The following is a 22778-nucleotide window of genomic DNA, read 5'->3' as shown; positions in this document are numbered from 1 at the left end:
CCTTAGACATGAGCATCGCCACGGACATCGACTTCGCACGCATCAACGCCGAACTCGGCCGCAACTCGGAGGGCCTGGTGGACTGGGCGATCGGCCTCGGCCAGCCTTCGATCATCACCACCAATTTCCGCCCTTTCGAGGCCGTGATCCTGCACATGGTCACGCGCGCAAAGCGGGATGTTCCCGTGGTCTGGATGGACAACGGCTACAACACCGAAGCCACCTACCGCTTTGCCGACGAGGTGACGAAACTGCTGGGCCTTCATCTACACATCTACCTGCCGCGCCGCTCGCGTGCGCATCGTGAAGCGGTGGAGGGCCCGACCCCGGCGCTCGACGATCCGCGCCATGCCGCTTTCACGGAAGAGGTGAAGCTGGAGCCCTTTGCACGCGCGCTGCGCGAGACGGCGCCGAAGGTCTGGTTCACCGCACTGCGCGCCACCGACACCGCCGTGCGTGCGCAGATGGACCCGGTCAGCGTCAATCCGGACGGCCTGATCAAGGTTGCGCCGCTGCTGCACTGGTCGTCCAAGGAGCTGTACGCCTACTGCGAGGCGCATGGCCTGCCCAACAACTTCGACTACGTGGACCCGACCAAGGGCGAAGACAACCGCGAGTGCGGATTGCATCTTGCGCATTGAGCGCCAACGCCGCCGCACCGAATCTTCGTATTCAGCACCCCATCCGATGAACGCCCGTACCGAAACCGAACTGCTGGTGCCGCCCATGCACTCTCCCGCGCACCTGTCCAACACCCACCTCGACGCGCTCGAGGAAGAAACCATTTTCATCCTGCGCGAAGTGGCAGCCGCCTTCGAGCGCCCCACCCTGTTGTTCTCGGGCGGCAAGGATTCGCTGGTGCTCCTGAAGTGCGCAGAAAAGGCTTTCGGCGCGGGCCGCATTCCGTATCCGCTGCTGATGATCGACACGGGCCACAACTTCCCCGAAGTGACGGCCTATCGCGACCAGCGCGCCACGGAACTGGGCGCCGAACTCATCGTGCGCAGCGTCGAGGATTCGATGGCGCGCGGTACCGTGCGCCTGGCGCATCCTGGCGAATCGCGCAACGCGCACCAGTCGGTCACGCTGCTCGAAGCCATCGAAGAATTCCGCTTCGACGCGCTGATCGGCGGCGCCCGCCGCGACGAAGAAAAGGCGCGTGCCAAGGAGCGCATCTTTTCGCACCGCGACAGCTTCGGCCAATGGCAGCCCAAGGACCAGCGCCCCGAGCTCTGGACGCTGTTCAACACGCGCCTGGCACCGGGCGAGCACTTTCGCGTGTTCCCGATCTCGAACTGGACCGAACTCGACGTTTGGCAATACATCGAGCGCGAGCACGTCGGCCTGCCGTCGATCTACTACACGCACAAGCGCGAAGTGGTCGAGCGACGCGGCCTGCTGGTCCCGGTGACCGAACTCACCCCGGCGCGCGATGGCGAAACCGTGCAGGTGCGCGACGTGCGCTTTCGCACCGTGGGCGACATCACGACCACCTGCCCGGTCGAAAGCCTCGCGGCCGATGCCGGCGACGTGGTGCTGGAGACGCTGTCGGTCGACGTGAGCGAACGCGGCGCGACACGCATGGATGACATGACTTCGGAAGCTTCGATGGAGAAGCGCAAGAAAGACGGGTATTTCTGATGAGCACGACGACGGCAACCCTCGACAACACCGCCCTCCACGGTGACACCGGCACCGCCCTGCGCTTCATCACCTGCGGCTCGGTGGACGACGGCAAGAGCACGCTCATCGGCCGCCTGCTGGTCGACAGCAAGACCGTGCTGCAAGACCAGCTTGCCGGCGTGCAGCGCGGCGGCGAAACCGATCTGGCGCTGTTGACCGACGGCCTCTCGGCCGAGCGCGAACAGGGCATCACGATCGACGTGGCCTACCGCTACTTCTCGACCGCCAAGCGCAAGTTCATCATCGGCGACGCGCCGGGCCATGAGCAGTACACCCGCAACATGGTCACCGCCGCCTCGGCCGCCGATGCCGCCGTGGTGCTGGTCGATGCCACCAAGCTGGCCTGGGCCGCCGAAGTGGAAGACGGCACCGTCGTCAAGCGCGAGCTGCTGCCGCAGACGCGCCGCCACACGCTGCTGGCCCATCTGCTGCGCGTGCAGTCGATCGTGTTCGCGATCAACAAGCTCGACGCCATCGACGATGCCGCCCTGGCCTTCGAGCGCATCTCGACCGCGCTGAACGCTTTTGCCGAAGCGGCGGGCGTCGAAGTTGCCGGCATCGTGCCCATCTCGGCCCTCAAGGGCTGGAACGTGGCCACGCGACATGCCGACTGGGTCGGCTACGAGGGCCCGAGCCTGCTCGAGCTGCTCGAGGAGCTGCCGGTCACCGCGCAGGACGAGGCTGTGCCCTTCGCCTTTCCGGTGCAGTGGGTCGAGAAGTTCTCTTCCTCGGCCGACACCTCGCAGGGCCGCCGCGTGTTCTGGGGCCGCGTGGCTGCCGGCCATGTGGAACCCGGCCAGCGCGTGACGGTGCTGCCGAGCAACCAGACCGCCACGGTTGCGCAGGTGCTGAGCCACACGCGGCAACCGAAGGTGGTGCATGCGGGCCACAGTGCCGGCATCGTGCTCGACCGCGAACTCGACGTGTCGCGCGGCGACTGGCTGCTGGCGCCCGGCGCCTTCGAGCCGGTGCGCGAAATCACCGCCACCGTGGCCTGGCTCGACGACGAACCGCTGGTCGCGGGCCGCGTGTATTGGGCGCTGCAGGGCCACCGCTGGGTCAAGGCCAAGGTGGCGCGCATCGTCGATCGCGTGAACATCACGACGCTCGAATCGGAGCCCGCAACGCAGCTGGAAGCCAATTCCATCGGCGACGTGGTGCTGGCGCTGCAGCAGCCGCTGGCCGTGCTGCCCTTCACGCAATCGCGTGCATTGGGCTCCCTGGTGCTGGTCGATACGGCCTCCCACAAGACCGCTGCGGCCGTGCTCGTGCAGCCTGCCGCCGCAAAGGCCTAAAATCTGGGGTTTTCCCCGACCTCACACTGACGTTAGAAGACAAATGACCCACGTCGTCTCCGAAGCCTGCATCCGTTGCAAATACACCGACTGCGTGGACGTATGCCCCGTGGATTGCTTCCGCGAAGGCCCCAACATGCTGGTGATCGACCCGGACGAATGCATCGACTGCGCGGTCTGCATCCCCGAGTGCCCGGTCAATGCAATCTACGCCGAGGAAGACCTCCCGGCCAACCAGATCGCCTTCATCAAGCTCAACGCGGAGCTCGCGCTGGCCGACGGCTGGAAGAGCATCACCAAGCGCAAGCCGGCTCTCCCCGACGCCGAAGAGTGGAAAGACAAGACCGACAAGATCGGGGAGCTGGTGCGCTGAGCGCCTCGGCAGTCCCCACTGAAACCGACGCGCTGATCGTCGGTGCCGGCCCTGTCGGCCTGTTCCAGGCCTTTCAGCTGGGCCTGCTCGAGATCTCCTGCCACATCGTCGATGCGCTGCCCGCCGTGGGCGGCCAGTGCGTGGCGCTCTACGGCGACAAGCCGATCTACGACATTCCCGGCACGCCGGTCACCAGCGGACGCGGCCTCGCGCAATCGCTGCTGGAGCAGGTGGCGCCGTTCAAGCCGCAGTTCCATTTCGATGAACAGGTCGCCACGCTCGCCCGCCAGGCCGATGAGCGCCTGTTGCTCACGACTTCGGCAGGCACGGCCTTCCTGGCCAAGACCGTGTTCATCGCGGCCGGCGTCGGCGCCTTCGTGCCCAAGCGCATTGCAATCGAAGGCATTGCGCAGTTCGAAGGCAGCTCGCTTTTCTATCACCCCGAATCGCTAGATCGCTTTGTGGGTCAGGCGGTGGTGGTGAACGGGGGCGATGATGTCGCACTCGAAACCGCGGTTGCGCTCACGAGCATCGCGAAGCAGGTCACGCTGGTCCACCGGCGCGATGGTTTCCAGGCCGATGAGGCGAATATCGCCGCGATGCGCGCCCTCGTGGCCGCGGGCAAGCTGGCCTTCAAGGTCGGCCAGCCCGCCGCTTTCGACGGCAAGCAACTGCAGATCACCACGCCCGACGCAACCACCATCGACCTGCCGCTCGACGCGCTGGTCGCCTGCCTGGGCATCTCGCCGCGCCTCGGCCCCATCGCCGACTGGGGCCTCGAGCTTGAGCGCAAGCAGGTGCCGGTCGACACCGAGAAATACGAAACCCGCGAACGCGGCGTGTTCGCGGTGGGCGACATCAACACCTACCCGGGCAAGAAGAAACTCATCGTCTGCGGCTTCCACGAAGCCACGCTGGCGGCCTGGGGCGCCACCGCCATCGTGTTCCCGGGCAAGGCGGTGCCGCTGCAGTACACGACCACCAGCACGCGGCTGCACGAACTGCTGGGCGTGGCTACTTCGCGCTAGGCAACAGCGTCCGGTACTCGCCGATGAAGCTGCCGATGGCGGCGACGAAGCGGGCGATGTCCGCCTCCGTCAGCGGCAGCGACAGCACGACGAAGCCGCGCGGCGACGCGTAGATGCCCTGGCCCAGCAGGTGGAAGAACAGCAGCTGGCGCAAGCGCCCGTCGACCACAGCCAGATCGTCCACGCGACGCACCTCACCTCTCAGGAAGTGCGCATTCATCAGCGACCCCACGCCGGTGAACTGCATGGCCACGCCCTCCTTCGCACACAGCGCATTGAGCCGCGCCCGCATCGCCTCGCCGCGCTCGGCCAAGGCTCCCGCCGCCTCGGGCGTGAACAGCTTCGTGAGGCCCGCGTACCCGGCGGCCATGGTCATGACGTTGTTGTTGAAGGTGCCCGAATGCGCAAGCGAACCGGTGCGCGGATCGAACTGCGCCATCACGTCCGCCCGCCCGCCGAAGGCGCCGAAGGACATGCCACCACCGATGTACTTGCCCAGCGTGGTGAGGTCGGACCGGATGCCCAGCTTGTTGGCAAGGCCCTGCGGCGCAAGGCGCGAGGTCATGACCTCGTCGAAGACCAGCAGCGCGCCGGTCTGCGTGGCGCCATCGCGAAGCGCCTGCAGGAAGTCGAGTCGCCCCGGAATGCAGCCACTCGCGCCCTGCATCGGTTCGACCAGGATGGCCGCGATTTCCGGCCCGTGCTTCGCGATCTGTTCGCTCGCAAGCTGAACGTCGTTGTAGGGCAGCACCAGGAAGTCGAAGGGCACGGTCGTCGGCAAGGGGCCGGCACCGAAGCCGAGCACGCCGCCGTGATAGCCACCCGAGAACACCACGATCTTTCGCCTCCCCGTGAAGTGCAGCGCGGCCGTGAGCGCCATCAGGTTGGCCTCGGTGCCCGAGTTGGTGAAGCGCAATTGCTCGATCTGCGGAAAGCGCTCGCAGATGGTCTTTGCCAACCGTCCTTCGAGCAGGTTGTGACCCGTGAGGTTGATGCCGCTCTTCATCGCCTCGATCACCGCGTCGCGGATCTCGGGCGCCGAGTGGCCGTAGACGCCAGCCGTGTACTCGGCGATGAAGTCGGCGTAGCGGTGGCCGTCGGCATCCCAGAGCGCTGCTCCCTCGCCCTTGGCAATGGTGAGCGGAAACGGCGCATAGAACAGCACCGAGCGCGTGTTGGCGCCGGGCATGTAGCGCACCTGCTCCTCGAACTGGCGCCGGCTCGCGGGGTTGCCGTCGGTGAAGCGTTGATGCGCCTCTGCGAGGGCGAGGTCGATGGCGTCGGTCATAGGGTGTCCTCGAAAGAGCCGATGGGGCTTTCAGTTTCAATCAATTAATTGATCATCGCTCAATTAATATTATTTATACAATCAATTTCCCCACCGCACAATGGCAGCATCCATGAAGAAAACCGCCGCCGAGCCCAAACCCAAGACCGCCGGCCGGCCCGCCGGCGGCGGCGCGCTGTCGAAGCGGCGCATCGCCGAGGCCGCCCTGGCGCACATCGACGAGTTCGGCCTTGGCGCTTTCAGCATGCGGGAGATCGCGGCGCGGCTCGGCGTCTATCCGGCCACGGTGCACTGGCACGTGAGCACGCGCGAAGCGCTGCTCGCCGAAGTGGCCGCCATGGTGATGGCCGACGTCACGCCGCCGCCCGGCAAAGAGGGCTGGCAGGAATGGATCGCGCAACTGTTCCGCCGCTGCCGCGCCGCGGTGCGCCGCCACCCGAACGTGGCGCAGCTGCTGGGCGCGCAACTGGTGTCGAACGGCAGCCTGCCCACCGAGCTGGTGGAAGGCGTGCTCGCGGCCCTGGTCGAGGCCGGATTCGAGGGACTGCCGCTGCTGGAGGCCTACAACTGCGTGATCGCGGCCATGCTGGGCTTCGTGACGATGGAGTTTTCCCCCTTGCCCTCGGACAACACCCAGGCCTGGGCCGAGGAACTGCGCGAGCGCGTCCACACCATCCGCCCGCTCGACCACCCGGTGCTCACGCGCAACCTGCCGCTGCTTGCCAACCAGGCCTTCATCGTGCGCTGGGACAACGGCAGCACCGTGCCGCTGGACAGCAGCTTCGAGCGCCATATCCAGATCGTCATCGATGGTTTGGAAGCTTTTGCGCGCAGGCTCGCAAAGACGTAAGACGCGGACAGGTCCGCCCCCGGGGCTGTGTTGCAATTTTCGGCACGTCGAGCGACAACGCGCCGCGCCGTTCAGCCGGCCCAGTGGACCTTGTGCAGCGTGCCGGAGTCGCCCTCCCAGTCGCGCACATCGGGCTCGGTCCAGCGCGTACCCTTCGCACTCGCAATCTCCATCGAGGTGCTCTGGAAGGCCCCCTGCGCCGCCGTGCCCTGCACCGTTGCGGTCTTGCCCGCGCCGTCCTTGTAGCGGGTGAGCGTGCCTTTGGCGACGTCGCCCACCGAGAAAGACGGCACGTCGCCGCCTTGAATGTCGATCGGCACGCTCTTCGCGGGCAGCCACTTCGTGACCGCTGGCCCGAGCACGGCACCGAACATGCCGCCCTTCTTGCCCGAAAACACAGCTTCGAGCGCGCTGCGCTGCGCGTCGCTGGCGCTGCTGTCCAGGTACAAGCGGGCCGTGCCGTTGCCAGCAAAGAAATTACCGGGCCACCAGGCCGCGAGCGCGGCGCGGCAGCCACCCACGTCCTGGCCATCGATCGCGCCCTTCTCGATGTCGATCAGCAACGCGCCGGCGCACCAACCCTGGTCCGGGACGGTATCCGGGCCGAGCCAGCACGGGCACATCGCCTTGCAGTTGCACATCTCGAGCATCGTCGCATCCATCTGCCAAGTCATCGTCGTCTCCTTCGGCCGCCTGAAACAGCCAACGCCCACGCAACCCAGCCTCACACAAAGTATAGGCAACGGCGAGTCGAATTTCCAGGCACGAGCCTGGCCTCAGCCCAGCACCAAGATCCCCAGGCCCGCCGCGACCATCAACGCGCCGACAACGCGCGCGGCCTGACGCCCGAAGGGGAGCGCCTTCTCCACCAGCACAGCGGCAGACAGCAGCGCGATCCACAGCAGGTTCATCACACCCGCGACGAAAAGCAGCGCCATCAGCAGCCAGCAGCAGCCGACACAGAAAGCGCCGTGCCGCAGGCCCATCCTCACCGCGCCGGTCCACCCGTCGCGCCACTCGGTGAGCAGAAAGCCGAGGGGAAGCCGGCACTTCGACAGGCAGACGTTCTTGATGGGAAGAAATTGGTAGACGCCCGCCACGATCAACAGCAGCGCGTTCAACGAGGCGCTGGAACTGCGCATCGTGGGTCCGAGCAGCTCGGTTGCGTGCAGCGCCCATTGCGCGGCGGTCGCAATCACGCTGAAGCCGCCCCACACCAGCAGGTAGCCGAGCAGGAAAGCAGCCGTCGCTGCGATTGGCGAAAGTCCTGCAGGCCGCGAGCGGCTCACGTTCAGATACGCGAACAGCATCGGCGCCGCACTCGGCACCATCATGCCGACCATCATCACCGTCCACATGGCCAAGCCGAGCGCGAACTCCCGCGCGCCCCACTCTCCCATCGGCATCAGCCACATCGCGCGCGAGCTGTGCAGTGGGCTGTCCATCGCTGCCGTCGCTTCGGCCAAGATTGCCAGATACAGCCACGCAAGAGCAACGAGCAGCACCAGGCACGCCCCCACCAGCCGGCGATCGCGCCGTGCACGAGCGAGCTGCGCGTCGGCAAAGGCATTCAACACTGCCGCTCCCGCTGATTACAGGGACGAACATTTTAGGCCCGCGCACAGGCGCAGCCTAGTTCCAGGGCCCGCCCGATGCCGACGAACCAGGGGCGGCAAAGGGGGGTGTCTCAGGCGACCGCTTCAGCGAGCGGCGGTTAACGGGTGAATCCGCCGCCAAATTCTGTCGTGTGCCGCAACTTTTCGAGCCGCTCGCGGCGTGGGAGCCTAAAATACTCGTTCGCTAGGGGTGCTAGGGCGGCTTGCCGTCCCTGCTGAGAAAGTCCCTTTGAACCTGATTGCATCTCCTTTGTTTACTTAGGAGGTCCGAGGTAATCCTCGCGCAGGGAAGCTGGTCCGGCGGCCTGTCGCGTTGTCTCGCGCGATGGCTCCGCTGCCGGAGCCTCGCCCACCTGCCAAACCTTTTGCATTGGAGCAACTGGATGGCACACGACGACTTTTCTTCCGCCAACGAGGCGCTGACGCCGCTGCCCGCGTCGCAGCGCGTGTTCGGCTGGCACGACCACGCCTCGCTCTGGTTCAGCCTGGGCGTAGGGCTGCTGGTGATGCAGATCGGCGCCTACCTGGTGCCGGCCGTCGGCACGCGCGACGCGGCCATCGCCATCGTGCTGGGCTCCCTGCTGGGCGCCGGCCTGCTGGCCTGGACCGCGCGGCTGGGCTGCGAAAGCGGCCTGGCAAGCGCCGGGCTGATGCACGCCACCTACGGCAGCGCCTTTGCGCGGCTGCCGGTGCTGCTCAACATCGTGCAGCTGGTGGGCTGGACCACCTTCGAGCTCGTCATCATGCGCGAGGGCACGCAGGCCATCGGCCAGCAGGCGTTCGATTTGACGCTCACCGGACCACTGGGCGACGCCCTCACCACGCTGCTCTGGGGCGCGGTGCTGCTGGCGCTGCTCGCGGGTTCCATGGTCAAGCTGGTGCGGCGTTTCGTCAGCCGCTTCGGCCTGCCGCTGGTGGTGCTGTCTCTGCTGTGGCTCACCTGGCAGTTCGCGACGCGGCTTCAGGCCAAGGGGCTGGACGCCTTCTGGGCGCGGCCGGGAGCCGGCGGCATGGGCATGTTCAGCGCGCTCGACCTGGTGATTGCGATGCCGGTGTCGTGGCTGCCACTGGTGGCCGACTATGCGCGTCACGGCAAACGCAACGCCAGCGGGCAACGCGGCCTCGGCAGCGCATTCACCGGCACCTGGCTCGGCTACGCGCTGGCCAACATCTGGTGCTATTCGCTCGGCGTGATGGTCGTGAGCGTGGCGGAGCCGGGCACCGGTCTGGTCACCGCCCTGCTGCTCGCCCAAGGCGGCCTGGTGGCGCTCGGCCTGATCCTCATCGACGAACTCGACAACGCCTATGGCGACGTGTACTCGGGCTCGGTATCGACCCACAGCCTGCTGCCGCGCTGGAGCGTGCGGCGCTGGGGCCTGCTGCTGGCGGCGCTGTGCACCGCGCTGGCGCTGGTGCTGCCGATGCACACGCTCGAGCCGTTCTTGCTGATGCTGAGTTCGGTGTTCGTGCCGCTCTACGGCGTGATCCTGGGGCGGCTGGGCACGGGCCAAGCCATTTCATCGAGCGGCACACGCCGGGTTGACCTGGGCGCGGCGCTGATCTGGATTGCGGGCATCGCGGCCTATCACGCCTGCGCCAAGTGGGCGCCGCAGTTCGGCTCGGCGCTGCCGACGCTGGCGGCCACATTCCTCCTGGCCTGGATCAGCCGGCCCAAGCCCACGTCTACGACGGCAGGCGGTGCGTCGGCACTGGCGCAAAGCCGTGGTTGAGCGGACCATGGCCTGCGCCGACATGCACATCCGCCCCGGCCGCCATGGCGCCGATGACGTAAGCACGCGCGCGTTCGACGGCCTCGGGCAACCCGAAGCCCAGCGCCAGATGCGCCGCAACGGCGGACGACAGCGTGCAGCCCGTGCCGTGCAGGTTGCGGCTTGCGATGCGCTGCGAGGCCAGGCGCTTGCGCGTGCCGCCTGCCTGCAGCAGCACGTCGACCACGTCATCGCCAGGCAGGTGCCCGCCCTTGAGCAGCACGGCCTTCGCACCGAGCGCCAGCAATTCGTCGGCCGCACCGTCGAGCGCATCAATGCCGTCGATGGCATGGCCGATGAGCAAGGCGGCTTCGTCGAGATTGGGCGTCACGACCACGGCGCGCGGGAACAATTCGCGCACCAGGACCTGCACGGTTTCCGAAGCGATCAGGCGGTCGCCGCTGGTGGCGACCATCACCGGGTCGAGCACCACGTTGGGCAGCCGGTAGTGATCGATGGCCCAGGCCACCACCTCGACCACCTCGGGCGCATGCAGCATGCCGAGCTTGACCGCATCGACGCCGATGTCCTCGACCACGGCCTGGATCTGCGCCTTGAGAAAAGCCGCCGGCACGCTGTGAATGCCCGACACGCCGAGCGTGTTCTGGGCAGTGAGCGCGGTGATGGCCGTCATGCCGTAGCAGCCCAGCGCCGCGAAGGTCTTCAGGTCAGCCTGGATACCGGCGCCGCCGCCGCTGTCGGAGCCGGCGATCGAGAGCACGCGCACATAGCGCAGGGGCGCTTGCGCCGCGTCGTCGGAAAGTGCTTGGGTCATGCCGAAAATTATCGGCGACTGGCGTTGTCTTGCTCCCTCCCCTCCCGGGGGAGGGTTGGGGTGGGGGCAAGCGGCGTATCCGTTGTGCGCTCTGGCTACCCCCATCCCGGCCTTCCCCCAGAGGGGGAAGGAGCAATGCCATGAGCCTGCCATTTCAATCCGCCGCCATCCTCGGCGCGGGCCTCATGGGCCGGCTGCTTGCGGTCAAGCTCGCACAGGCCGGCTGCAAGGTCGAGCTGTTCGAAGCCGGCAGCCCGGAAGCCGAAGGCGCGGCCGCACGCGTGGCGGCTGCCATGCTCGCGCCGCTGGCCGAATCGGCCGTGGCTCCGGTGCCTGTCGTGCGCATGGGGCAGTACGGGCTGTTGCGTTGGCCCGAACTGCTGGCGCCCTTGGCACAGCCGGTGTTCTTTCAACGCGAAGGAACGCTGGTGCTGTGGCACCGGCAGGACGCCGCCGAAGCCGCGCGGCTCGCGCGCGTGCTGGCCCGCACCGGTGCAGAGGTGCCCGAACTCGCCGCCATGCAAACGCTCGATGGTGCCGGCGTTGCCGCGCTGGAGCCTTCGCTCGGCCAGCGCTTCGCACAAGGCTTGTTTCTTCCGGGTGAAGGCCAGCTCGACAATCGCGCCCTGCTCTCGTCATTGCTCGCGACGCTGCGGGCCAATCCCGAGGTCACGCTGCACTGGAAGTCGCCACGGGAACCGGGCGATTTTTCTCCGGGCACGCCGGGCCAGCCCGACTGGGTGATCGACTGCCGCGGCCTTGGCGCCCGCCCGCAGTGGAATGCACTGCGCGGCGTGCGCGGCGAAGTCGTTCGCGTGCATGCGCCCGAGGTGACGTTGCAGCGGCCCACGCGGCTGGTGCATCCACGCTATCCGCTCTACATCGCACCCAAGCCCGGCGGCGTGTTCGTGATCGGCGCGACCGAGATCGAGTCGGACGACATGTCGCCCGCCAGCGTGCGCTCCACGCTCGAACTGCTGAGCGCGGCCTACGCGGTGCACAGCGGCTTCGCGGAGGCTCGCATCCTCGAGATTGCAACGCAGTGCCGACCCACGCTGCCCGACAACCTGCCCGCCATTCGCCAGCCGCACCCGCGCGTGCTGCAGATCAACGGCCTGTACCGCCACGGTTTCATGATCGCGCCCGCCGTGCTCGACGCCGCCATGGAGCTGCTCGTGCACGGCCGCTCGGCGCTTGCGCAGACCCTTGGCCTGGAGACATCCCAAGCATGACGATGAACGTCCTGATCAACAACAAGCCATTCACGCTGCCGGACGGCGCCACGGTGGCCGACGCGCTCGCCGCACTGGATGCCGTGCCGCCGTTCGCGGTGGCCGTGAACCGGGAGTTCGTGCCGCGCTCGGCCCATGCGGGCCGCGCGCTGCAGCCCGAAGACCGCATCGAAGTGATCCGCCCCGTGACTGGTGGCTGATCCAGACGACCCACAGAGATGGAGACAACACACACCATGACAACCACATCTTCCGTGCCGGACAACGATCCGCTGGTTCTCTACGGCCAGACCTTCCAGAGCCGCCTGCTGCTGGGCACCGCGCGCTACCCCTCGCCGGACCTGCTCGAAGCCGCAGTGAAGCGCGCCAGGCCCGCCATGCTCACGGCCTCGCTGCGCCGCCAGGCCGCGAGCCCGGGTGCGAGCGACAGCGGCAACGGTTTCTGGGAACTGCTGCGCCGCCTCGCCGTGCCCGTGCTTCCCAACACCGCCGGCTGCCACAGCGTGCAGGAAGTGATCGCCACGGCGCAGATGGCACGCGAGCTCTTCGACACGCCGTGGATCAAGCTCGAACTGATCGGCGACGACTACACGCTGCAGCCCGACACGCTGAACCTCGTCGACGCCGCGTCGCAGCTGATTCGCGACGGGTTCCAGGTGCTGCCCTACTGCACCGAAGACCTCGTGCTGTGCCAGCGGCTGGTCGATGTGGGCTGCCAGGCCGTCATGCCATGGGCCGCACCCATCGGCACCGGCCGCGGCCCGGTCAATCCCTACGCGCTGCAGTTGCTGCGCGAGCGGCTGAGCGTGCCGATGCTGGTCGATGCGGGACTGGGACTGCCCTCGCATGCCTGCCAGGTCATGGAATGGGGCTACGACGGCGTGTTGCTCAACACGGCCGTCGCGCTCGCGCAAGACCCAGTGGCGATGGCCGGCGCCTTCGCAGATGCCGTTCAGGCCGGCCGCTCCGCTCATCGTGCCGGCGCCATGGCCGCGCAAGACTCCGCTCAACCGAGCACGCCGGTGCTCGGCACGCCCTTCTGGCATCACGCACCATGATCGCTTCAAACGACGCCCGCGCCGTGGCACATGCAATCGTTGCGGCCCACGGGCTGCGCTTCGGCGCCATCACGGCCGCGGCTATCTCGGCCGGCAGCTTTTCGTCCGACGACCCCGTGTATCGCGGCGCGAAGCAGGCCTGCATCGCGCTGGGCTTCATCGAGATCGATGCCGAATGCCTGGCACGAGCGTGGCAGGCGCAGACAGCGCGAACCGGCGCGTTCGATGCGAACCAGTGGCCCGAGACTCCGGCCGATTTCGGCATGCGCGCGTTTCCACCCACGGCGCGCGACGACGCCTTTGCGCCCTGCCCCCAACGGCTCGGCCTCTACGCGGTGCTGCCCGATGCGCAATGGGTCGGCCGCATGGCACGCGCGGGCGTTCCCACGGTGCAGCTGCGCTTCAAGTCTGACGACGCGGCGGCCGTCGAGCGCGAAGTGCATGCGGCAGTCGATGCCGTCCGTGGCACAGGTGCCCTGCTGTTCATCAACGACCACTGGCAGACGGCGATCGCCGCCGGCGCCTACGGCGTTCACCTGGGCCAGGAAGACCTCGATGCGCTCGCGACCGAGCAGGTTCGGCAGATCCGCGATGCGGGCCTCCGGCTCGGCGTCAGCACCCATGGCTATGCCGAGATGGTGCGCGCCGATGCGGTGAGCCCGAGCTACATCGCCATGGGCGCGGTCTATCCGACCACCCTCAAGAAGATGGCCACGGCCCCGCAGGGCGTTGCGCGGCTCGCCGCCTATGCGCGCCTGTTGCGCGGCTATCCGCAGGTGGGCATCGGCGGCATCGACGCGGTGCGACTGCCCGAGGTGCTTGCCACGGGCGTGGGCTCGGTGGCCGTGGTGCGCGCGCTGGTCACCGCAGAAGATCCCGAGGCCACGGCCGCGCAATGGATGACCGCCATGGGCGCGGCCTCCGCATGAACAAGACAAGATGACAAAAAAACAAATCCCCTTTCCCGCACGGCCGCTGTCGCCCATCTCGCACGCAGTGGCTGCCGCCCTCCTTCTGGCCGCCTGCGGCGCGCAGGCCCAACAGCCCACCGAATTGCCCGCCGTCACGGTGAACGAAAGCAATGCGGCACCGCAAGCCGAGGTGAGCGGCTTCGGCGACGTGCCGCTGCGCGAACTGCCGCTGTCGGCCACGGTGATCGACAGCACGCAGCTTCGCGCGAGCGGCGCGCGCCGGCTTGCGGACCTCACGCAATTCGATTCTTCGGTGACCGATGCCTACAACTCGGCCGGCTATTGGGACTACCTGACGGTGCGCGGCTTCGTGCTGGACAACCGCTTCAACTACCGGCGCGAGGGATTGCCGATCAGCGCCGAGACATCGATCCCGCTCGACAACAAGGAGCGCATCGAGATCCTGCGCGGCACCAGCGGCATCCAGGCCGGCACCAGCGCGCCGGGCGGGCTGGTCAACTACGTCGTGAAGCGGCCGACCGAGCAGGACCTGCGCACGCTGCGCCTCGAAACCACCAGCCGCGGCAGCGTGCTCGGCGCGATCGACCTGGGTGGCCGCTTCGGCGCCAACCGCGAATTCGGCTATCGCCTCAACGTGGCGAACGAAAACCTCAAGCCGCTGACGCACAACCTCGACGGCAACCGCAACATGTTCTCGCTTGCGGGCGACTGGCGCATCACGCGCGATTCGGTGCTCGAGTTCGAGATCGAGCGCAGCCACAAGACGCAGCCGAGCCAGAACGGCTTCAGCCTGCTGGGCAACACGCTGCCCCCGCCGGTCGATCCAAAAATCAACATCAACAACCAGCCGTGGTCGCAGCCCTCGGAGTTCAATGCACTGACCGGCAGCGTGCGCTTCAGCCAGGCACTCAATGCCGACTGGCGCTGGAGCGCGCAGATCGGGCAGCAAAGGCTCAAGTCCGATGACCGCCTGGCCTACGCCTTCGGCTGCGGCGCCGAAGGCAACTTCGACCGCTATTGCTCCGACGGCACCTTCGACTTCTACGACTTTCGCAGCGAGAACGAGCGGCGCACGCAAACTGCAGGCAGCCTCAACCTCAAGGGCAACGTGATGACCGGCAGCGTGAAGCACGAGCTGGGCTTCGGCCTTCTCGCGAGCCGCGTGCGCAACCGCTTCCAGAACCAGGCCTACAACTACGTCGGCACCGGCAACGTCTGGGCCACGGCCGTGGTGCCGCCAAACTCCGACGCCATCACACCGCAGACCAACCGCGACGAGCGTTCGACAGAACTGTCGGTGCAGGATGCGATCCGCTGGAACGACCGCTTCACCACCTGGCTCGGCGTGCGTCATACGCGGCTCGACCGAAGCAGCATCAGCAACGACGGCTCCAACCCCACCGGCTACAAGCAAGGCGTGACCACGCCATGGGTCGCCGCCAGCTATGCGATCCGGCCCGGATTGCTCGCCTACGCGAGCTGGGGCAAGGGCGTCGAATCGCAGGTCGTGCCGAACAGGGGCGACCAGTACAGCAACGCGGGCCAGGCGTTGCCCGCGCTGACGTCGCGCCAATGGGAACTGGGACTCAAGGGCGGCGGCGATGCATTCAACTGGCAGCTCGCGTGGTTCGACATCAAGCGGCCGATGACCAATCTCGACGCCTGCAACCGGCTCTTCATCACGCCCTGCGATGGCCGCTACGATGGCAGCGCGGTGCACCGCGGACTCGAGGCGGGCGCGCAATGGAACACGGGGCCTTGGCGTCTAGGCGGCAGCGTCACGCTGATCGATGCCAAGCGCCGCGGTAGCACCGCCGAGCCTGCCATCAATGGCCAGTCGCCCACCAACGTGCCCAAGCAAGTGCTGCGCGCGCAGGCCGGCTATCGCGTGGCCTCGGTGCCCGGTCTCGAACTGCTGGGACAGCTGTCGCATGAGGGCCGGCGCAACGTGTTGGCCGATGGTTCGATCACGCTGCCCTCATGGACGCGCGTCGATGCCGTGCTGCGCTACGACACCAAGTTGCGCGGCGTTCAGACAAGCTGGAGCCTCGCCATCGACAACCTGTTCGACCGCCGCTACTGGAAAGAATCGCCCTACCAGTTCGGCCATGTCTACCTCTTTCCCGGCGCACCGCGCACGCTGCGCCTCGGGTTGAGCGTGTCGCTCTGAACACGCGCTCAAAAATTTTTCGGAAATTTATTGCGGCCGTATGGGTGCACTCGAAAGGCTCAAAAAATCACGCTATAATCTGAGGCTTGTTCCTCGATAGCTCAGTTGGTAGAGCGCCGGACTGTTAATCCGTAGGTCCCTGGTTCGAGCCCAGGTCGAGGAGCCACTACAAGCCGCAAGGCCTCTGGATGCCCCGTCACTCAAAAGGTGACGGGGCATTTCCTTTTGGGGCACATCGTCTACATGGGCTGCGCCAACCTGGAGTTCCATTCCTCCACGAAACGAGCGGCGCGAAACTTCATGCATTCGAGTGCGGCTTCACGGGTCGGCTGCTGGGTCACCACCAGCACGCAGCACTGCGTGAATTCGTGCCGAAGTTCGGCCCGTCCAGCATAGACGCCCTCAGGCGTGAGCTCGAGTTCCACCGCGCAGCTCCAGCCCTCCGGCAGATCGAAATCCATCAGGGATGCGGTCATGGTCGCGAAAGCATAGGCCGCAGTCCGCGCGGAAGAAATCCCTCATGAGTACCCTCTTTGAGCCTTCTGCGGCGGGCATCGGCCTGGCCGAGGCCTATGCCGGACGTGGAATCGATAGGACGCATCGACCAGGGTATCTTCCGGACCGGATGGGTGAACGGGTTACAGGCTCGCACCGATCCAGGTCGAAGCCCGGGCGACGGCGTGTCGCCCAATTTCCCCTTGACTCGGGAGATGCAACTTGGCGTATGCGCTTTTCACCCAGATCCTGGCATCGCGGTTGCCAGTGCAGTTCTCCAGTCCGTCCGAAATAGACCGGCTCAAGGATCTGCGAGACGCCGGGTACATCAAGGTCGCGTTCTCACCGCCACACAGCCCCATGCCTCTCTGCGCAACGGTGAGTGAAATCACCAACCTGGGCCGCGTCGCCGCCCGCTACTTTGGATCCGCCTAGTGCATCGCGTGTAGTGGACATCACGAAAACCCGAAAAGAGGGTATGTCCCAGACCCAAAGTCAGGCATGGAGCAGCCAACGCCGCGTACATTACCGCCAACGTCCTATCAGCGCGGTGCATGCACTTGAACTCTTTACTCTTGGTTGCGCTTCTGCTTCTTGCGAGCGGTTTGTTTTGGTGGTGGATCTTGGGGAGCGGCTTTTTCGCCGTGATCTTCGTCGTCGTGCTTGGCCTGGGTGCCGTGTTGTATCTGGCCATCCGCGGAGACAGGACGATCAAGGACGAACTCGATGCGCAGGTTCCTGACAACGACGCCGGCAGCAAGGAGCTGTAGGCGCAGCCGGCCTCCCCTCTCGAACCCAACCCGCGTCGCATGCGGGCGCCGCCATCGGCAGGCCCGCACGCCGATTCGGTTGCCGCCTAGAAATACCTCGTCTCGGCTGGCGCCTCAAACCAGTTGTTGTTGCGCCCGTCCATGTAGCGAACCGGCGCGCTAGCCAGTTCATCGGCTGTGGCGTCATCCAGGCAAGCGACGTTCACGCTGACGTAGGCACCACCGATCTCCGGCACATTGCCGCGGCCGAACGGCCGGATGCCGCAATGCCGGCAGAACAAATGCTCGGTGCTGTGCGTGTTGAACTGATAGACCGAAAGCTCCCGCTCGCCTGACACGAGCCGAAAGGCCTCGGGCTTGACGATGGCGCCCCACGCCCTGGCCTTGGTGCAGATGGAACAGTTGCACTTGCCGGTGCCTTCGCCCAGGTCGATGTCCGCCTGAAACCGGACTTTGCCGCAGTGGCAGCTTCCGCTGTATATCTTCTTCATGGGTCGTGTCCCGTGTGAGTGGAGAAGATCCGAGGCTAAGCCCCATTGCGGACAGATTCTGTCCTCGATCAGAGGCATCATTCAACCCATGTTGTCTGCCTCCGCACGCCTGATCCGGCTCCTGTCGCTGTTCCAGGCCCAACGTTCATGGACCGGCGCCGAATTGGCCACCCGGCTCGAGATCACCGAGCGCACGCTGCGCCGCGACGTCGACCGGCTGCGCAGCCTGGGCTACACGGTCGACTCGACCTCCGGCGTCGCCGGCGGCTACCGCCTGGGTGCCGGCACGTCGCTACCGCCGCTGCTGCTCGAAGACGAAGAGGCCATTGCAGTGGCGCTGGGACTGGGCGGCACGGCCGGCGGGGCGTTGGGCGACATCGAAACCGCGTCGATGCGCGCGCTGGCCAAGCTGGAGCAACTGATGCCGCCGCGGCTTCGGCGGCGGCTGGAAAGCGTGCGCGCATCGGTGGTGCCCGTGATGCGCGGCAAGCCGGCTGTCCGGCTGAAGGCCGTGTCGCTCCTGGCCGAGGCCTGCACCGAAAGGCTGGAGCTGCGCTTCGACTACCGCGACCATCACGACGCCGCCAGCGCCCGCACGGTGGAGCCGCATCGCGTGGTGCAGACGGGGCAGCGCTGGTACCTGCTGGCCTGGGACACGGCGCGCCAGGACTGGCGCACTTTCCGCCTCGACCGCATCGTCGACCCCGCCCCTACGGGTGCCCGATTCACGGCCCGAAGGCTGCCCCATGGCGACGTCGAGGCCTACATGCAGCATGCGCTCGCGGTGTCGCCCTTTCTGCACCATGCGCGCGTGGTGGTGCACGCGCCCATCGAGGCGCTGGAGGCGCACATGGCCTGGGTCGGCGGAATGCCAAAGGCCGTGGACGACAGCCGCACACGCATCGAGACCGGCGCCAATTCGCTCGACGCGCTGGCCGTGTGGCTGGCCTGCCTGGGACACGATTTCGAGATCGAGTCGCCCAGAGAACTGGTCGGGCATCTCGCGCTGGTGGCGGCGCGGCTCGACAAGGCCGCGCGGCGTTAGCCTCAGCGCAAGGCAAACGCCAGCGTGACGGCGCCCAGCGCCAGCAGTGCGAGCCCGGCGATGAAGACCATCTCGCCCCAGGCCTCCAGCCGAACACCCGATCTGCGCGACCGCATCGAGATGAAGGACAAGAGCGCGCTGGCCAGGAAGACCAGTGCATCGATGGCCAGCATGCGGTCGATGAGCAGCCGCAGATCGTCGCGCGGGCCCAGGTGGCCGATCGACATCACCGTCATGCACACGCCGATCATGGTGGCCGACGTGGGCAGGATGTGCGCCGAAAGGCCGCCGGTCGATGAGCTCACGTTTCTTCGTCCTGGCGCCTGGGACGGGGCGTCATCCAATTCGCACCGGCACGAAGATCTTGTCTTCGCCGCGCTGGATCAGGAGCGCCACGGACTTGTCGGCCTTGGCCACCACCTCGCGCACCTGCTCCAGGGTCTTGGCGGGCGTGCCGTTGATGGCCAGCAGCACGTCGCCCGCCTGCACCCCGGCCAGGGCCGACGGTCCCGCAACGTCTTCGATCAGCAGGCCGTTCTCGATCGCGGCTTCGCGCTTTTCCTGCGGCTGCAGGGGCCGTAGCGCGAGGCCGAGCTTGCCCTGGCCCGCCGCACTGTCGTTCTTCGCGACCTGCGCGGGCTTGTCGCTCGCATCGCCCAGCCTGGCGGAAATCTCCTGGCGCTCGCCCTGGCGCCACACTTCGAGCGTCACCTTCTTGCCCGGCGCCTGCTGGCCGATCACCGCGGGCAGATCGCCCGACGAGACGATGGGCTCGCTGTCGACCTTGCGGATCACGTCGCCCGCCTTCAGGCCGGCCTTGTCGCCAGGGCCGCCCTTCTCGATGTTCGAGACCAGCGCGCCCTCGGGCTTGTCGAGCTTGAAGGAGTCGGCAAAGGCCTGGTTCACCTCCTGCACCGCCACGCCAAGGCGCGCGTGCGTGGCCTTGCCGGTCGCGACGATCTGGTCCTTCACCTGCACCGCCACGTCGATCGGAATGGCGAACGACACGCCCTGGTAGCCGCCGCTGCGGCTGTAGATCTGCGAGTTGATGCCGACCACCTCGCCGCGCGTGTTGAGCAGCGGCCCGCCGGAGTTGCCGGGGTTCACCGCTACGTCGGTCTGGATGAACGGCACGTAGCTGTCGTCGGGCAGCGAACGACCCTTGGCGCTCACCACGCCGGCGGTGACCGTGCTCTCGAATCCGAACGGGGAGCCGATGGCCAGCACCCATTCGCCGACCTTCAGGTCCTTGGTGTTGCCGAGCGCCAGGGTGGGCAGGTTCTTGGCATCGATCTTGAGCACCGCGATGTCGGTCTTGGCGTCGGCGCCGAGCACCTTGGCGCGGAATTCGCGCCGGTCGGTCAGCTTGACCGTGACCTCCTTGGCGTCTTTGACCACGTGCGCGTTGGTCATGATGATGCCGTCGGGGCTCACGATGAAACCCGAACCCTGCGAACGCACCGGCACTTCGCGCTGCTGGGCGCGCGGGCCCATCTGGCCCTGGAAGCGGCGGAAGAACTGGAGCATCGGATCGTCCGGGTCGATGCCCTGCATCTCGGCCGCGGCTTCGGCGTCGGACGCCTTCGCGGTGCCGGTCACGCTGATGTTGACCACCGCGGGGCCATCGCGCGAAGTGATGGTCGAGAAGTCGGGCAGCGTCACCATCGCGGCCGGCGCCACGCTCGCGGTGTTGGTCGGCGCATTCACCGCGCGGGCACTGGTGTAGGCGCCGGCACCGACGGCACCGATCACCCCGGCGGTCGCCAAGGCGATGACCAGGGCATGGGGAGAAGTGAGGCGGGTGTTCATTTCTGGTTTTCCTTTCAATGCGTCTGTGCGCAACACGATGAAAGGAATGTCGGTGCACTGGCTTAAGCGCGGCTTAAACCGCGGCCCGGTGCTCGAAGGCCTTCAGGCCTTGGAGGGAAAGCGCACCAGCACCCGCAACCCGCCCAGGCTCGGCGAGGCAGCGAGCACCACCGTGGCGCCGTGCAGGTCGGCAATCGACTTGACGATCGCGAGGCCGAGCCCGCTTCCGGGCGCCTGCGGCTCGCCCGAGCGATAGAAGCGGTCGAGCACGCGCGCGCGCTCTTCCTCGGGGAGGCCCGGCCCGCTGTCGTCCACGCTGAGGTCCACCGCCGCACCGTTCATCGCAATAGCGACGTCGACGCGCCCTTGTTCCGGCGTGTACTTGACGGCGTTGTCGATCAGGTTGCGCAGCAGCATGCGCAGCGCCTCGGGCTGGCCGTTCACCACGGCGCCGGCGTCGGCATGCGAAACCCCGACGTCGATGCCCCGGGCCTGCGCGGCTGCGACCGCATCCGAGATGGCCAGGCGCGCCACTTCGGCAAGGTCGACCGGCTGGGACTTGGCACCGGCGGCCATGCTGGCCTCGTGCCGGGCCAGCGCCAGCATCTGTTCGACCAGCCGCGTGGCGCGGTCGATGCCCGCGACCAGCCGGCTCACGGCCAGATCGCGCGCTGCGGCATCGGGCGCGCGCTGCAAGCCCTGCACCTGGAGTTTCAGCGCGGCGAGCGGGGAGCGTAGCTCGTGCGCCGCATCGGCCACGAAGTGCTTCTGCGCATCGAAGGCGTGGCGCACCCGGTCGAACAACAGGTTGAGCTCCTGCACCAGCGGGCGCACCTCATCGGGCAGGTCTTCCTCGCTCACGGCAGAAAGATCGTCGGCCTGCCGGGAGGCAACCTGCTTGCGCACGCGTGCCACGGGCGCAAGAGACCGGCTCACCACCCACCAGACGACCAGCATGAGCAGCGGCGCCATCAACGCCACCGGCGCAATGGTTCGCAGGGCCAGCGCCCCGGCCATGTTGCGCCGCGCCGCCATGTCCTGCGCCACTTGAATGACCAGCCCGCTCGTCTGCATCGAGAACACGCGGTAGGTGGTGCCGCGCGCACGCACGTCGGCAAAGCCCAGCACCGCCAGTTGCGGCAACGCCGCCTGCTCGGCGGATTCGAAGATGCGCACGCCGTCGGCGGTCCACACCTGCACCACGAAATCGAAGTTCTGCTCCCCGCTGCCGATGCCGCCGACCGCCGCGCTCGGCGGCAGGCCGGCGCGCAGCGAGAGCGCCATCTGCTGCATGTGATAGTCGAAGATGTCGTCGGCCTCTTTCAACACCGTGCGGTAGGCCACCAGCGCCTGCGCGCCGGCAGCAAGCACGATGGCCGCAAGCAGGAACCACAGCAAGCGCGCGCGCAGCGACCCGGTCAGCGCGCGCATCATGCCTTCGGCACCATGTAGCCCACGCCGCGCACGTTGCGGATCAGTTCGGCCCCGAGCTTCTTGCGCAGGCCGTGCACGTAGACCTCGACGGCGTTGCTGCTGATTTCGTCCTTCCAGCTGTAGAGCTTTTCCTCGAGCTGGGCACGCGACAGCACCATGCCGGGCCGCGCGATCAGCGGCTCGAGCACGGCCCATTCGCGCGCCGACAGCACCACCGGCTGACCGCCCACCATGACCTCGCGGGTGGCGGGGTTGATGCTCACGCCCATGTGCTCGTACACCGGCTCGGCGCGCCCCGCGGCGCGGCGCAACAAGGCGCGGATGCGGGCCAGCAGTTCGTCCAGGTCGTAGGGCTTGAGCACGTAATCGTCGGCGCCCGCATCGAGCCCTTCGATGCGCTGCTGCACCGAGTCGCGCGCGGTGGCAATCAGCACGGGCATGCGCTGCTTGCGGGCACGCAGGCTGCGCAGCACCTCGAGGCCGTCGCGGCGCGGCACGCCCAGGTCGAGCAGCACCAGGTCGTACTGCTGGGTGCGCAAGGCGGACTCGGCCGCATCGCCGTCTTTCACCCAGTCCACGGCGTATTGCTCGGCGCGCAGCAGGTCGAGCACGGCTTCGCCGATCATCACGTCGTCTTCGAGAAGCAGGAGTCGCATGGTTGTGGT

Annotated in this window: 24 protein-coding genes and 1 tRNA gene; 15 read left to right on the top strand and 10 right to left on the bottom strand. The window is 67.1% G+C overall.

The genetic code is table 11. The annotated features are described in order from the left end of the window. The first annotated feature begins 8 nt into the window (after positions 1 to 8). Genes ACJ7Z0_RS28060 through ACJ7Z0_RS28040 form a run of 5 tightly spaced genes read left to right on the top strand, consistent with a single transcriptional unit; the run spans position 9 to position 4379 of the window. Positions 9 to 641, top strand: a complete 633-nt coding sequence (locus ACJ7Z0_RS28060; protein ID WP_434792472.1) for a phosphoadenosine phosphosulfate reductase domain-containing protein — start codon at positions 9 to 11, stop codon at positions 639 to 641. Positions 642 to 687: 46 nt separating this feature from the next. Continuing rightward, positions 688 to 1641 (top strand): sulfate adenylyltransferase subunit CysD, encoded by a 954-nt coding sequence (cysD, locus tag ACJ7Z0_RS28055; RefSeq protein ID WP_307579267.1) that lies wholly within the window; start codon positions 688 to 690, stop codon positions 1639 to 1641. Further along, complete coding sequence (locus ACJ7Z0_RS28050) at positions 1641 to 2978, top strand: sulfate adenylyltransferase subunit 1 (protein ID WP_434792471.1); 1338 nt, start codon at positions 1641 to 1643, stop codon at positions 2976 to 2978. The genes cysD and ACJ7Z0_RS28050 overlap by 1 nt, the downstream gene beginning before the upstream one ends. A gap of 43 nt (positions 2979 to 3021) precedes the next feature. Continuing rightward, entirely contained in the window at positions 3022 to 3351 is a 330-nt protein-coding gene (fdxA, locus tag ACJ7Z0_RS28045; protein ID WP_055806301.1) for a ferredoxin FdxA, read from the top strand. Continuing rightward, positions 3309 to 4379, top strand: a complete 1071-nt coding sequence (locus ACJ7Z0_RS28040; RefSeq protein WP_434792470.1) for an NAD(P)/FAD-dependent oxidoreductase — start codon at positions 3309 to 3311, stop codon at positions 4377 to 4379. The genes fdxA and ACJ7Z0_RS28040 overlap by 43 nt, the downstream gene beginning before the upstream one ends. On the opposite strand, the gene ACJ7Z0_RS28035 is transcribed toward ACJ7Z0_RS28040, so the two are convergent. Further along, on the bottom strand, positions 4366 to 5667 hold the full coding sequence (locus tag ACJ7Z0_RS28035) for an aspartate aminotransferase family protein (RefSeq protein WP_434792469.1): 1302 nt from the start codon (positions 5665 to 5667) through the stop codon (positions 4366 to 4368). The two genes, ACJ7Z0_RS28040 and ACJ7Z0_RS28035, sit on opposite strands and share 14 nt — an antisense overlap. Positions 5668 to 5779: 112 nt before the next feature. Between ACJ7Z0_RS28035 and ACJ7Z0_RS28030 the strand changes: the two genes are divergently transcribed. Continuing rightward, positions 5780 to 6517, top strand: coding sequence for a TetR/AcrR family transcriptional regulator (locus tag ACJ7Z0_RS28030; RefSeq protein WP_434792468.1), 738 nt, complete (start codon positions 5780 to 5782; stop codon positions 6515 to 6517). Positions 6518 to 6588: 71 nt separating this feature from the next. On the opposite strand, the gene ACJ7Z0_RS28025 is transcribed toward ACJ7Z0_RS28030, so the two are convergent. Then, entirely contained in the window at positions 6589 to 7191 is a 603-nt protein-coding gene (locus ACJ7Z0_RS28025) for a DUF1326 domain-containing protein (RefSeq protein ID WP_434792467.1), read from the bottom strand. A gap of 102 nt (positions 7192 to 7293) precedes the next feature. Further along, positions 7294 to 8091, bottom strand: coding sequence for a DUF2182 domain-containing protein (locus ACJ7Z0_RS28020; protein ID WP_434792466.1), 798 nt, complete (start codon positions 8089 to 8091; stop codon positions 7294 to 7296). A 425-nt stretch (positions 8092 to 8516) separates the two neighbouring features. Between ACJ7Z0_RS28020 and ACJ7Z0_RS28015 the strand changes: the two genes are divergently transcribed. After that, positions 8517 to 9863: a purine-cytosine permease family protein gene (locus ACJ7Z0_RS28015; protein WP_434792465.1), complete on the top strand. Its 1347-nt coding sequence runs from the start codon at positions 8517 to 8519 to the stop codon at positions 9861 to 9863. Here ACJ7Z0_RS28015 and thiD read toward each other — a convergent pair. Further along, on the bottom strand, positions 9817 to 10677 hold the full coding sequence (gene thiD, locus ACJ7Z0_RS28010; protein ID WP_434792464.1) for a bifunctional hydroxymethylpyrimidine kinase/phosphomethylpyrimidine kinase: 861 nt from the start codon (positions 10675 to 10677) through the stop codon (positions 9817 to 9819). The two genes, ACJ7Z0_RS28015 and thiD, sit on opposite strands and share 47 nt — an antisense overlap. A gap of 140 nt (positions 10678 to 10817) precedes the next feature. Here thiD and ACJ7Z0_RS28005 point away from each other — a divergent pair, with 140 nt between their 5' ends. From ACJ7Z0_RS28005 to ACJ7Z0_RS27980, 6 genes are all read left to right on the top strand, one after another. After that, on the top strand, positions 10818 to 11909 hold the full coding sequence (locus tag ACJ7Z0_RS28005) for an FAD-dependent oxidoreductase (RefSeq protein WP_434792463.1): 1092 nt from the start codon (positions 10818 to 10820) through the stop codon (positions 11907 to 11909). Then, a complete protein-coding gene (gene thiS / locus ACJ7Z0_RS28000; RefSeq protein WP_434792462.1) occupies positions 11906 to 12109 on the top strand; it encodes a sulfur carrier protein ThiS in 204 nt (67 codons plus the stop codon). Before ACJ7Z0_RS28005 ends, thiS begins: the two co-directional genes overlap by 4 nt. A gap of 36 nt (positions 12110 to 12145) precedes the next feature. Then, positions 12146 to 12967 carry a thiazole synthase gene (locus ACJ7Z0_RS27995; RefSeq protein WP_434792461.1) on the top strand — a complete coding sequence of 274 codons (822 nt, stop codon included), beginning with the start codon at positions 12146 to 12148 and terminating at the stop codon, positions 12965 to 12967. Next, positions 12964 to 13896 carry a thiamine phosphate synthase gene (gene thiE, locus ACJ7Z0_RS27990; protein WP_434792460.1) on the top strand — a complete coding sequence of 311 codons (933 nt, stop codon included), beginning with the start codon at positions 12964 to 12966 and terminating at the stop codon, positions 13894 to 13896. Before ACJ7Z0_RS27995 ends, thiE begins: the two co-directional genes overlap by 4 nt. 10 nt (positions 13897 to 13906) lie before the next feature. Beyond that, positions 13907 to 16069, top strand: a complete 2163-nt coding sequence (locus tag ACJ7Z0_RS27985; RefSeq protein WP_434792459.1) for a TonB-dependent siderophore receptor — start codon at positions 13907 to 13909, stop codon at positions 16067 to 16069. 90 nt (positions 16070 to 16159) lie between these two features. Continuing rightward, a tRNA-Asn gene (locus tag ACJ7Z0_RS27980) sits at positions 16160 to 16235 on the top strand. Positions 16236 to 16308: 73 nt separating this feature from the next. On the opposite strand, the gene ACJ7Z0_RS27975 is transcribed toward ACJ7Z0_RS27980, so the two are convergent. Next, positions 16309 to 16545, bottom strand: coding sequence for a hypothetical protein (locus ACJ7Z0_RS27975; RefSeq protein ID WP_434792458.1), 237 nt, complete (start codon positions 16543 to 16545; stop codon positions 16309 to 16311). 573 nt (positions 16546 to 17118) lie between these two features. Between ACJ7Z0_RS27975 and ACJ7Z0_RS27970 the strand changes: the two genes are divergently transcribed. Next, entirely contained in the window at positions 17119 to 17334 is a 216-nt protein-coding gene (locus ACJ7Z0_RS27970; RefSeq protein WP_434792457.1) for a hypothetical protein, read from the top strand. 86 nt (positions 17335 to 17420) lie between these two features. Here ACJ7Z0_RS27970 and ACJ7Z0_RS27965 read toward each other — a convergent pair whose 3' ends face one another. Next, positions 17421 to 17825, bottom strand: coding sequence for a GFA family protein (locus ACJ7Z0_RS27965; protein WP_434792456.1), 405 nt, complete (start codon positions 17823 to 17825; stop codon positions 17421 to 17423). 88 nt (positions 17826 to 17913) lie between these two features. Between ACJ7Z0_RS27965 and ACJ7Z0_RS27960 the strand changes: the two genes are divergently transcribed. Continuing rightward, entirely contained in the window at positions 17914 to 18870 is a 957-nt protein-coding gene (locus tag ACJ7Z0_RS27960) for a helix-turn-helix transcriptional regulator (RefSeq protein WP_434792455.1), read from the top strand. A 2-nt stretch (positions 18871 to 18872) separates the two neighbouring features. On the opposite strand, the gene ACJ7Z0_RS27955 is transcribed toward ACJ7Z0_RS27960, so the two are convergent. The 4 genes from ACJ7Z0_RS27955 to ACJ7Z0_RS27940 form a co-directional block, all read right to left on the bottom strand. Beyond that, a complete protein-coding gene (locus ACJ7Z0_RS27955; RefSeq protein WP_369656274.1) occupies positions 18873 to 19175 on the bottom strand; it encodes a hypothetical protein in 303 nt (100 codons plus the stop codon). A 31-nt stretch (positions 19176 to 19206) separates the two neighbouring features. Continuing rightward, positions 19207 to 20679, bottom strand: a complete 1473-nt coding sequence (locus ACJ7Z0_RS27950; protein ID WP_434792454.1) for a DegQ family serine endoprotease — start codon at positions 20677 to 20679, stop codon at positions 19207 to 19209. A 102-nt stretch (positions 20680 to 20781) separates the two neighbouring features. Further along, positions 20782 to 22113: an ATP-binding protein gene (locus ACJ7Z0_RS27945; protein WP_434792453.1), complete on the bottom strand. Its 1332-nt coding sequence runs from the start codon at positions 22111 to 22113 to the stop codon at positions 20782 to 20784. Beyond that, the gene (locus tag ACJ7Z0_RS27940) at positions 22110 to 22769 is read right to left on the bottom strand and encodes a response regulator (RefSeq protein WP_431131077.1); all 660 of its coding nucleotides are present in this window, start codon (positions 22767 to 22769) and stop codon (positions 22110 to 22112) included. The genes ACJ7Z0_RS27945 and ACJ7Z0_RS27940 overlap by 4 nt, the downstream gene beginning before the upstream one ends. Between the last annotated feature and the right edge of the window lie 9 nt (positions 22770 to 22778).

Origin of the sequence: Variovorax palleresanus (assembly GCF_051144945.1) — a bacterium.
Taxonomy (GTDB): Bacteria; Pseudomonadota; Gammaproteobacteria; order Burkholderiales; family Burkholderiaceae_C; genus Variovorax; species Variovorax paradoxus_S.
This window is presented reverse-complemented; position numbering and strand designations above follow the sequence as displayed.

Coding starts and splice junctions, on each gene's coding strand:
- ACJ7Z0_RS27985 (WP_434792459.1), top strand. CDS start 13,907: ATGACAAAAAAACAAATCCCCTTTCCCGCACGGCCGCTGTCGCCCATC.
- ACJ7Z0_RS28035 (WP_434792469.1), bottom strand. CDS start 5,667: ATGACCGACGCCATCGACCTCGCCCTCGCAGAGGCGCATCAACGCTTC.
- ACJ7Z0_RS27970 (WP_434792457.1), top strand. CDS start 17,119: ATGCACTTGAACTCTTTACTCTTGGTTGCGCTTCTGCTTCTTGCGAGC.
- ACJ7Z0_RS27975 (WP_434792458.1), bottom strand. CDS start 16,545: ATGACCGCATCCCTGATGGATTTCGATCTGCCGGAGGGCTGGAGCTGC.
- ACJ7Z0_RS27940 (WP_431131077.1), bottom strand. CDS start 22,769: ATGCGACTCCTGCTTCTCGAAGACGACGTGATGATCGGCGAAGCCGTG.
- ACJ7Z0_RS28015 (WP_434792465.1), top strand. CDS start 8,517: ATGGCACACGACGACTTTTCTTCCGCCAACGAGGCGCTGACGCCGCTG.
- ACJ7Z0_RS28050 (WP_434792471.1), top strand. CDS start 1,641: ATGAGCACGACGACGGCAACCCTCGACAACACCGCCCTCCACGGTGAC.
- ACJ7Z0_RS28005 (WP_434792463.1), top strand. CDS start 10,818: ATGAGCCTGCCATTTCAATCCGCCGCCATCCTCGGCGCGGGCCTCATG.
- ACJ7Z0_RS28025 (WP_434792467.1), bottom strand. CDS start 7,191: ATGACTTGGCAGATGGATGCGACGATGCTCGAGATGTGCAACTGCAAG.
- cysD (WP_307579267.1), top strand. CDS start 688: ATGAACGCCCGTACCGAAACCGAACTGCTGGTGCCGCCCATGCACTCT.
- fdxA (WP_055806301.1), top strand. CDS start 3,022: ATGACCCACGTCGTCTCCGAAGCCTGCATCCGTTGCAAATACACCGAC.
- ACJ7Z0_RS27945 (WP_434792453.1), bottom strand. CDS start 22,113: ATGATGCGCGCGCTGACCGGGTCGCTGCGCGCGCGCTTGCTGTGGTTC.
- ACJ7Z0_RS28060 (WP_434792472.1), top strand. CDS start 9: ATGAGCATCGCCACGGACATCGACTTCGCACGCATCAACGCCGAACTC.
- thiS (WP_434792462.1), top strand. CDS start 11,906: ATGACGATGAACGTCCTGATCAACAACAAGCCATTCACGCTGCCGGAC.
- ACJ7Z0_RS27965 (WP_434792456.1), bottom strand. CDS start 17,825: ATGAAGAAGATATACAGCGGAAGCTGCCACTGCGGCAAAGTCCGGTTT.
- thiE (WP_434792460.1), top strand. CDS start 12,964: ATGATCGCTTCAAACGACGCCCGCGCCGTGGCACATGCAATCGTTGCG.
- thiD (WP_434792464.1), bottom strand. CDS start 10,677: ATGACCCAAGCACTTTCCGACGACGCGGCGCAAGCGCCCCTGCGCTAT.
- ACJ7Z0_RS27960 (WP_434792455.1), top strand. CDS start 17,914: ATGTTGTCTGCCTCCGCACGCCTGATCCGGCTCCTGTCGCTGTTCCAG.
- ACJ7Z0_RS28030 (WP_434792468.1), top strand. CDS start 5,780: ATGAAGAAAACCGCCGCCGAGCCCAAACCCAAGACCGCCGGCCGGCCC.
- ACJ7Z0_RS27950 (WP_434792454.1), bottom strand. CDS start 20,679: ATGAACACCCGCCTCACTTCTCCCCATGCCCTGGTCATCGCCTTGGCG.
- ACJ7Z0_RS27995 (WP_434792461.1), top strand. CDS start 12,146: ATGACAACCACATCTTCCGTGCCGGACAACGATCCGCTGGTTCTCTAC.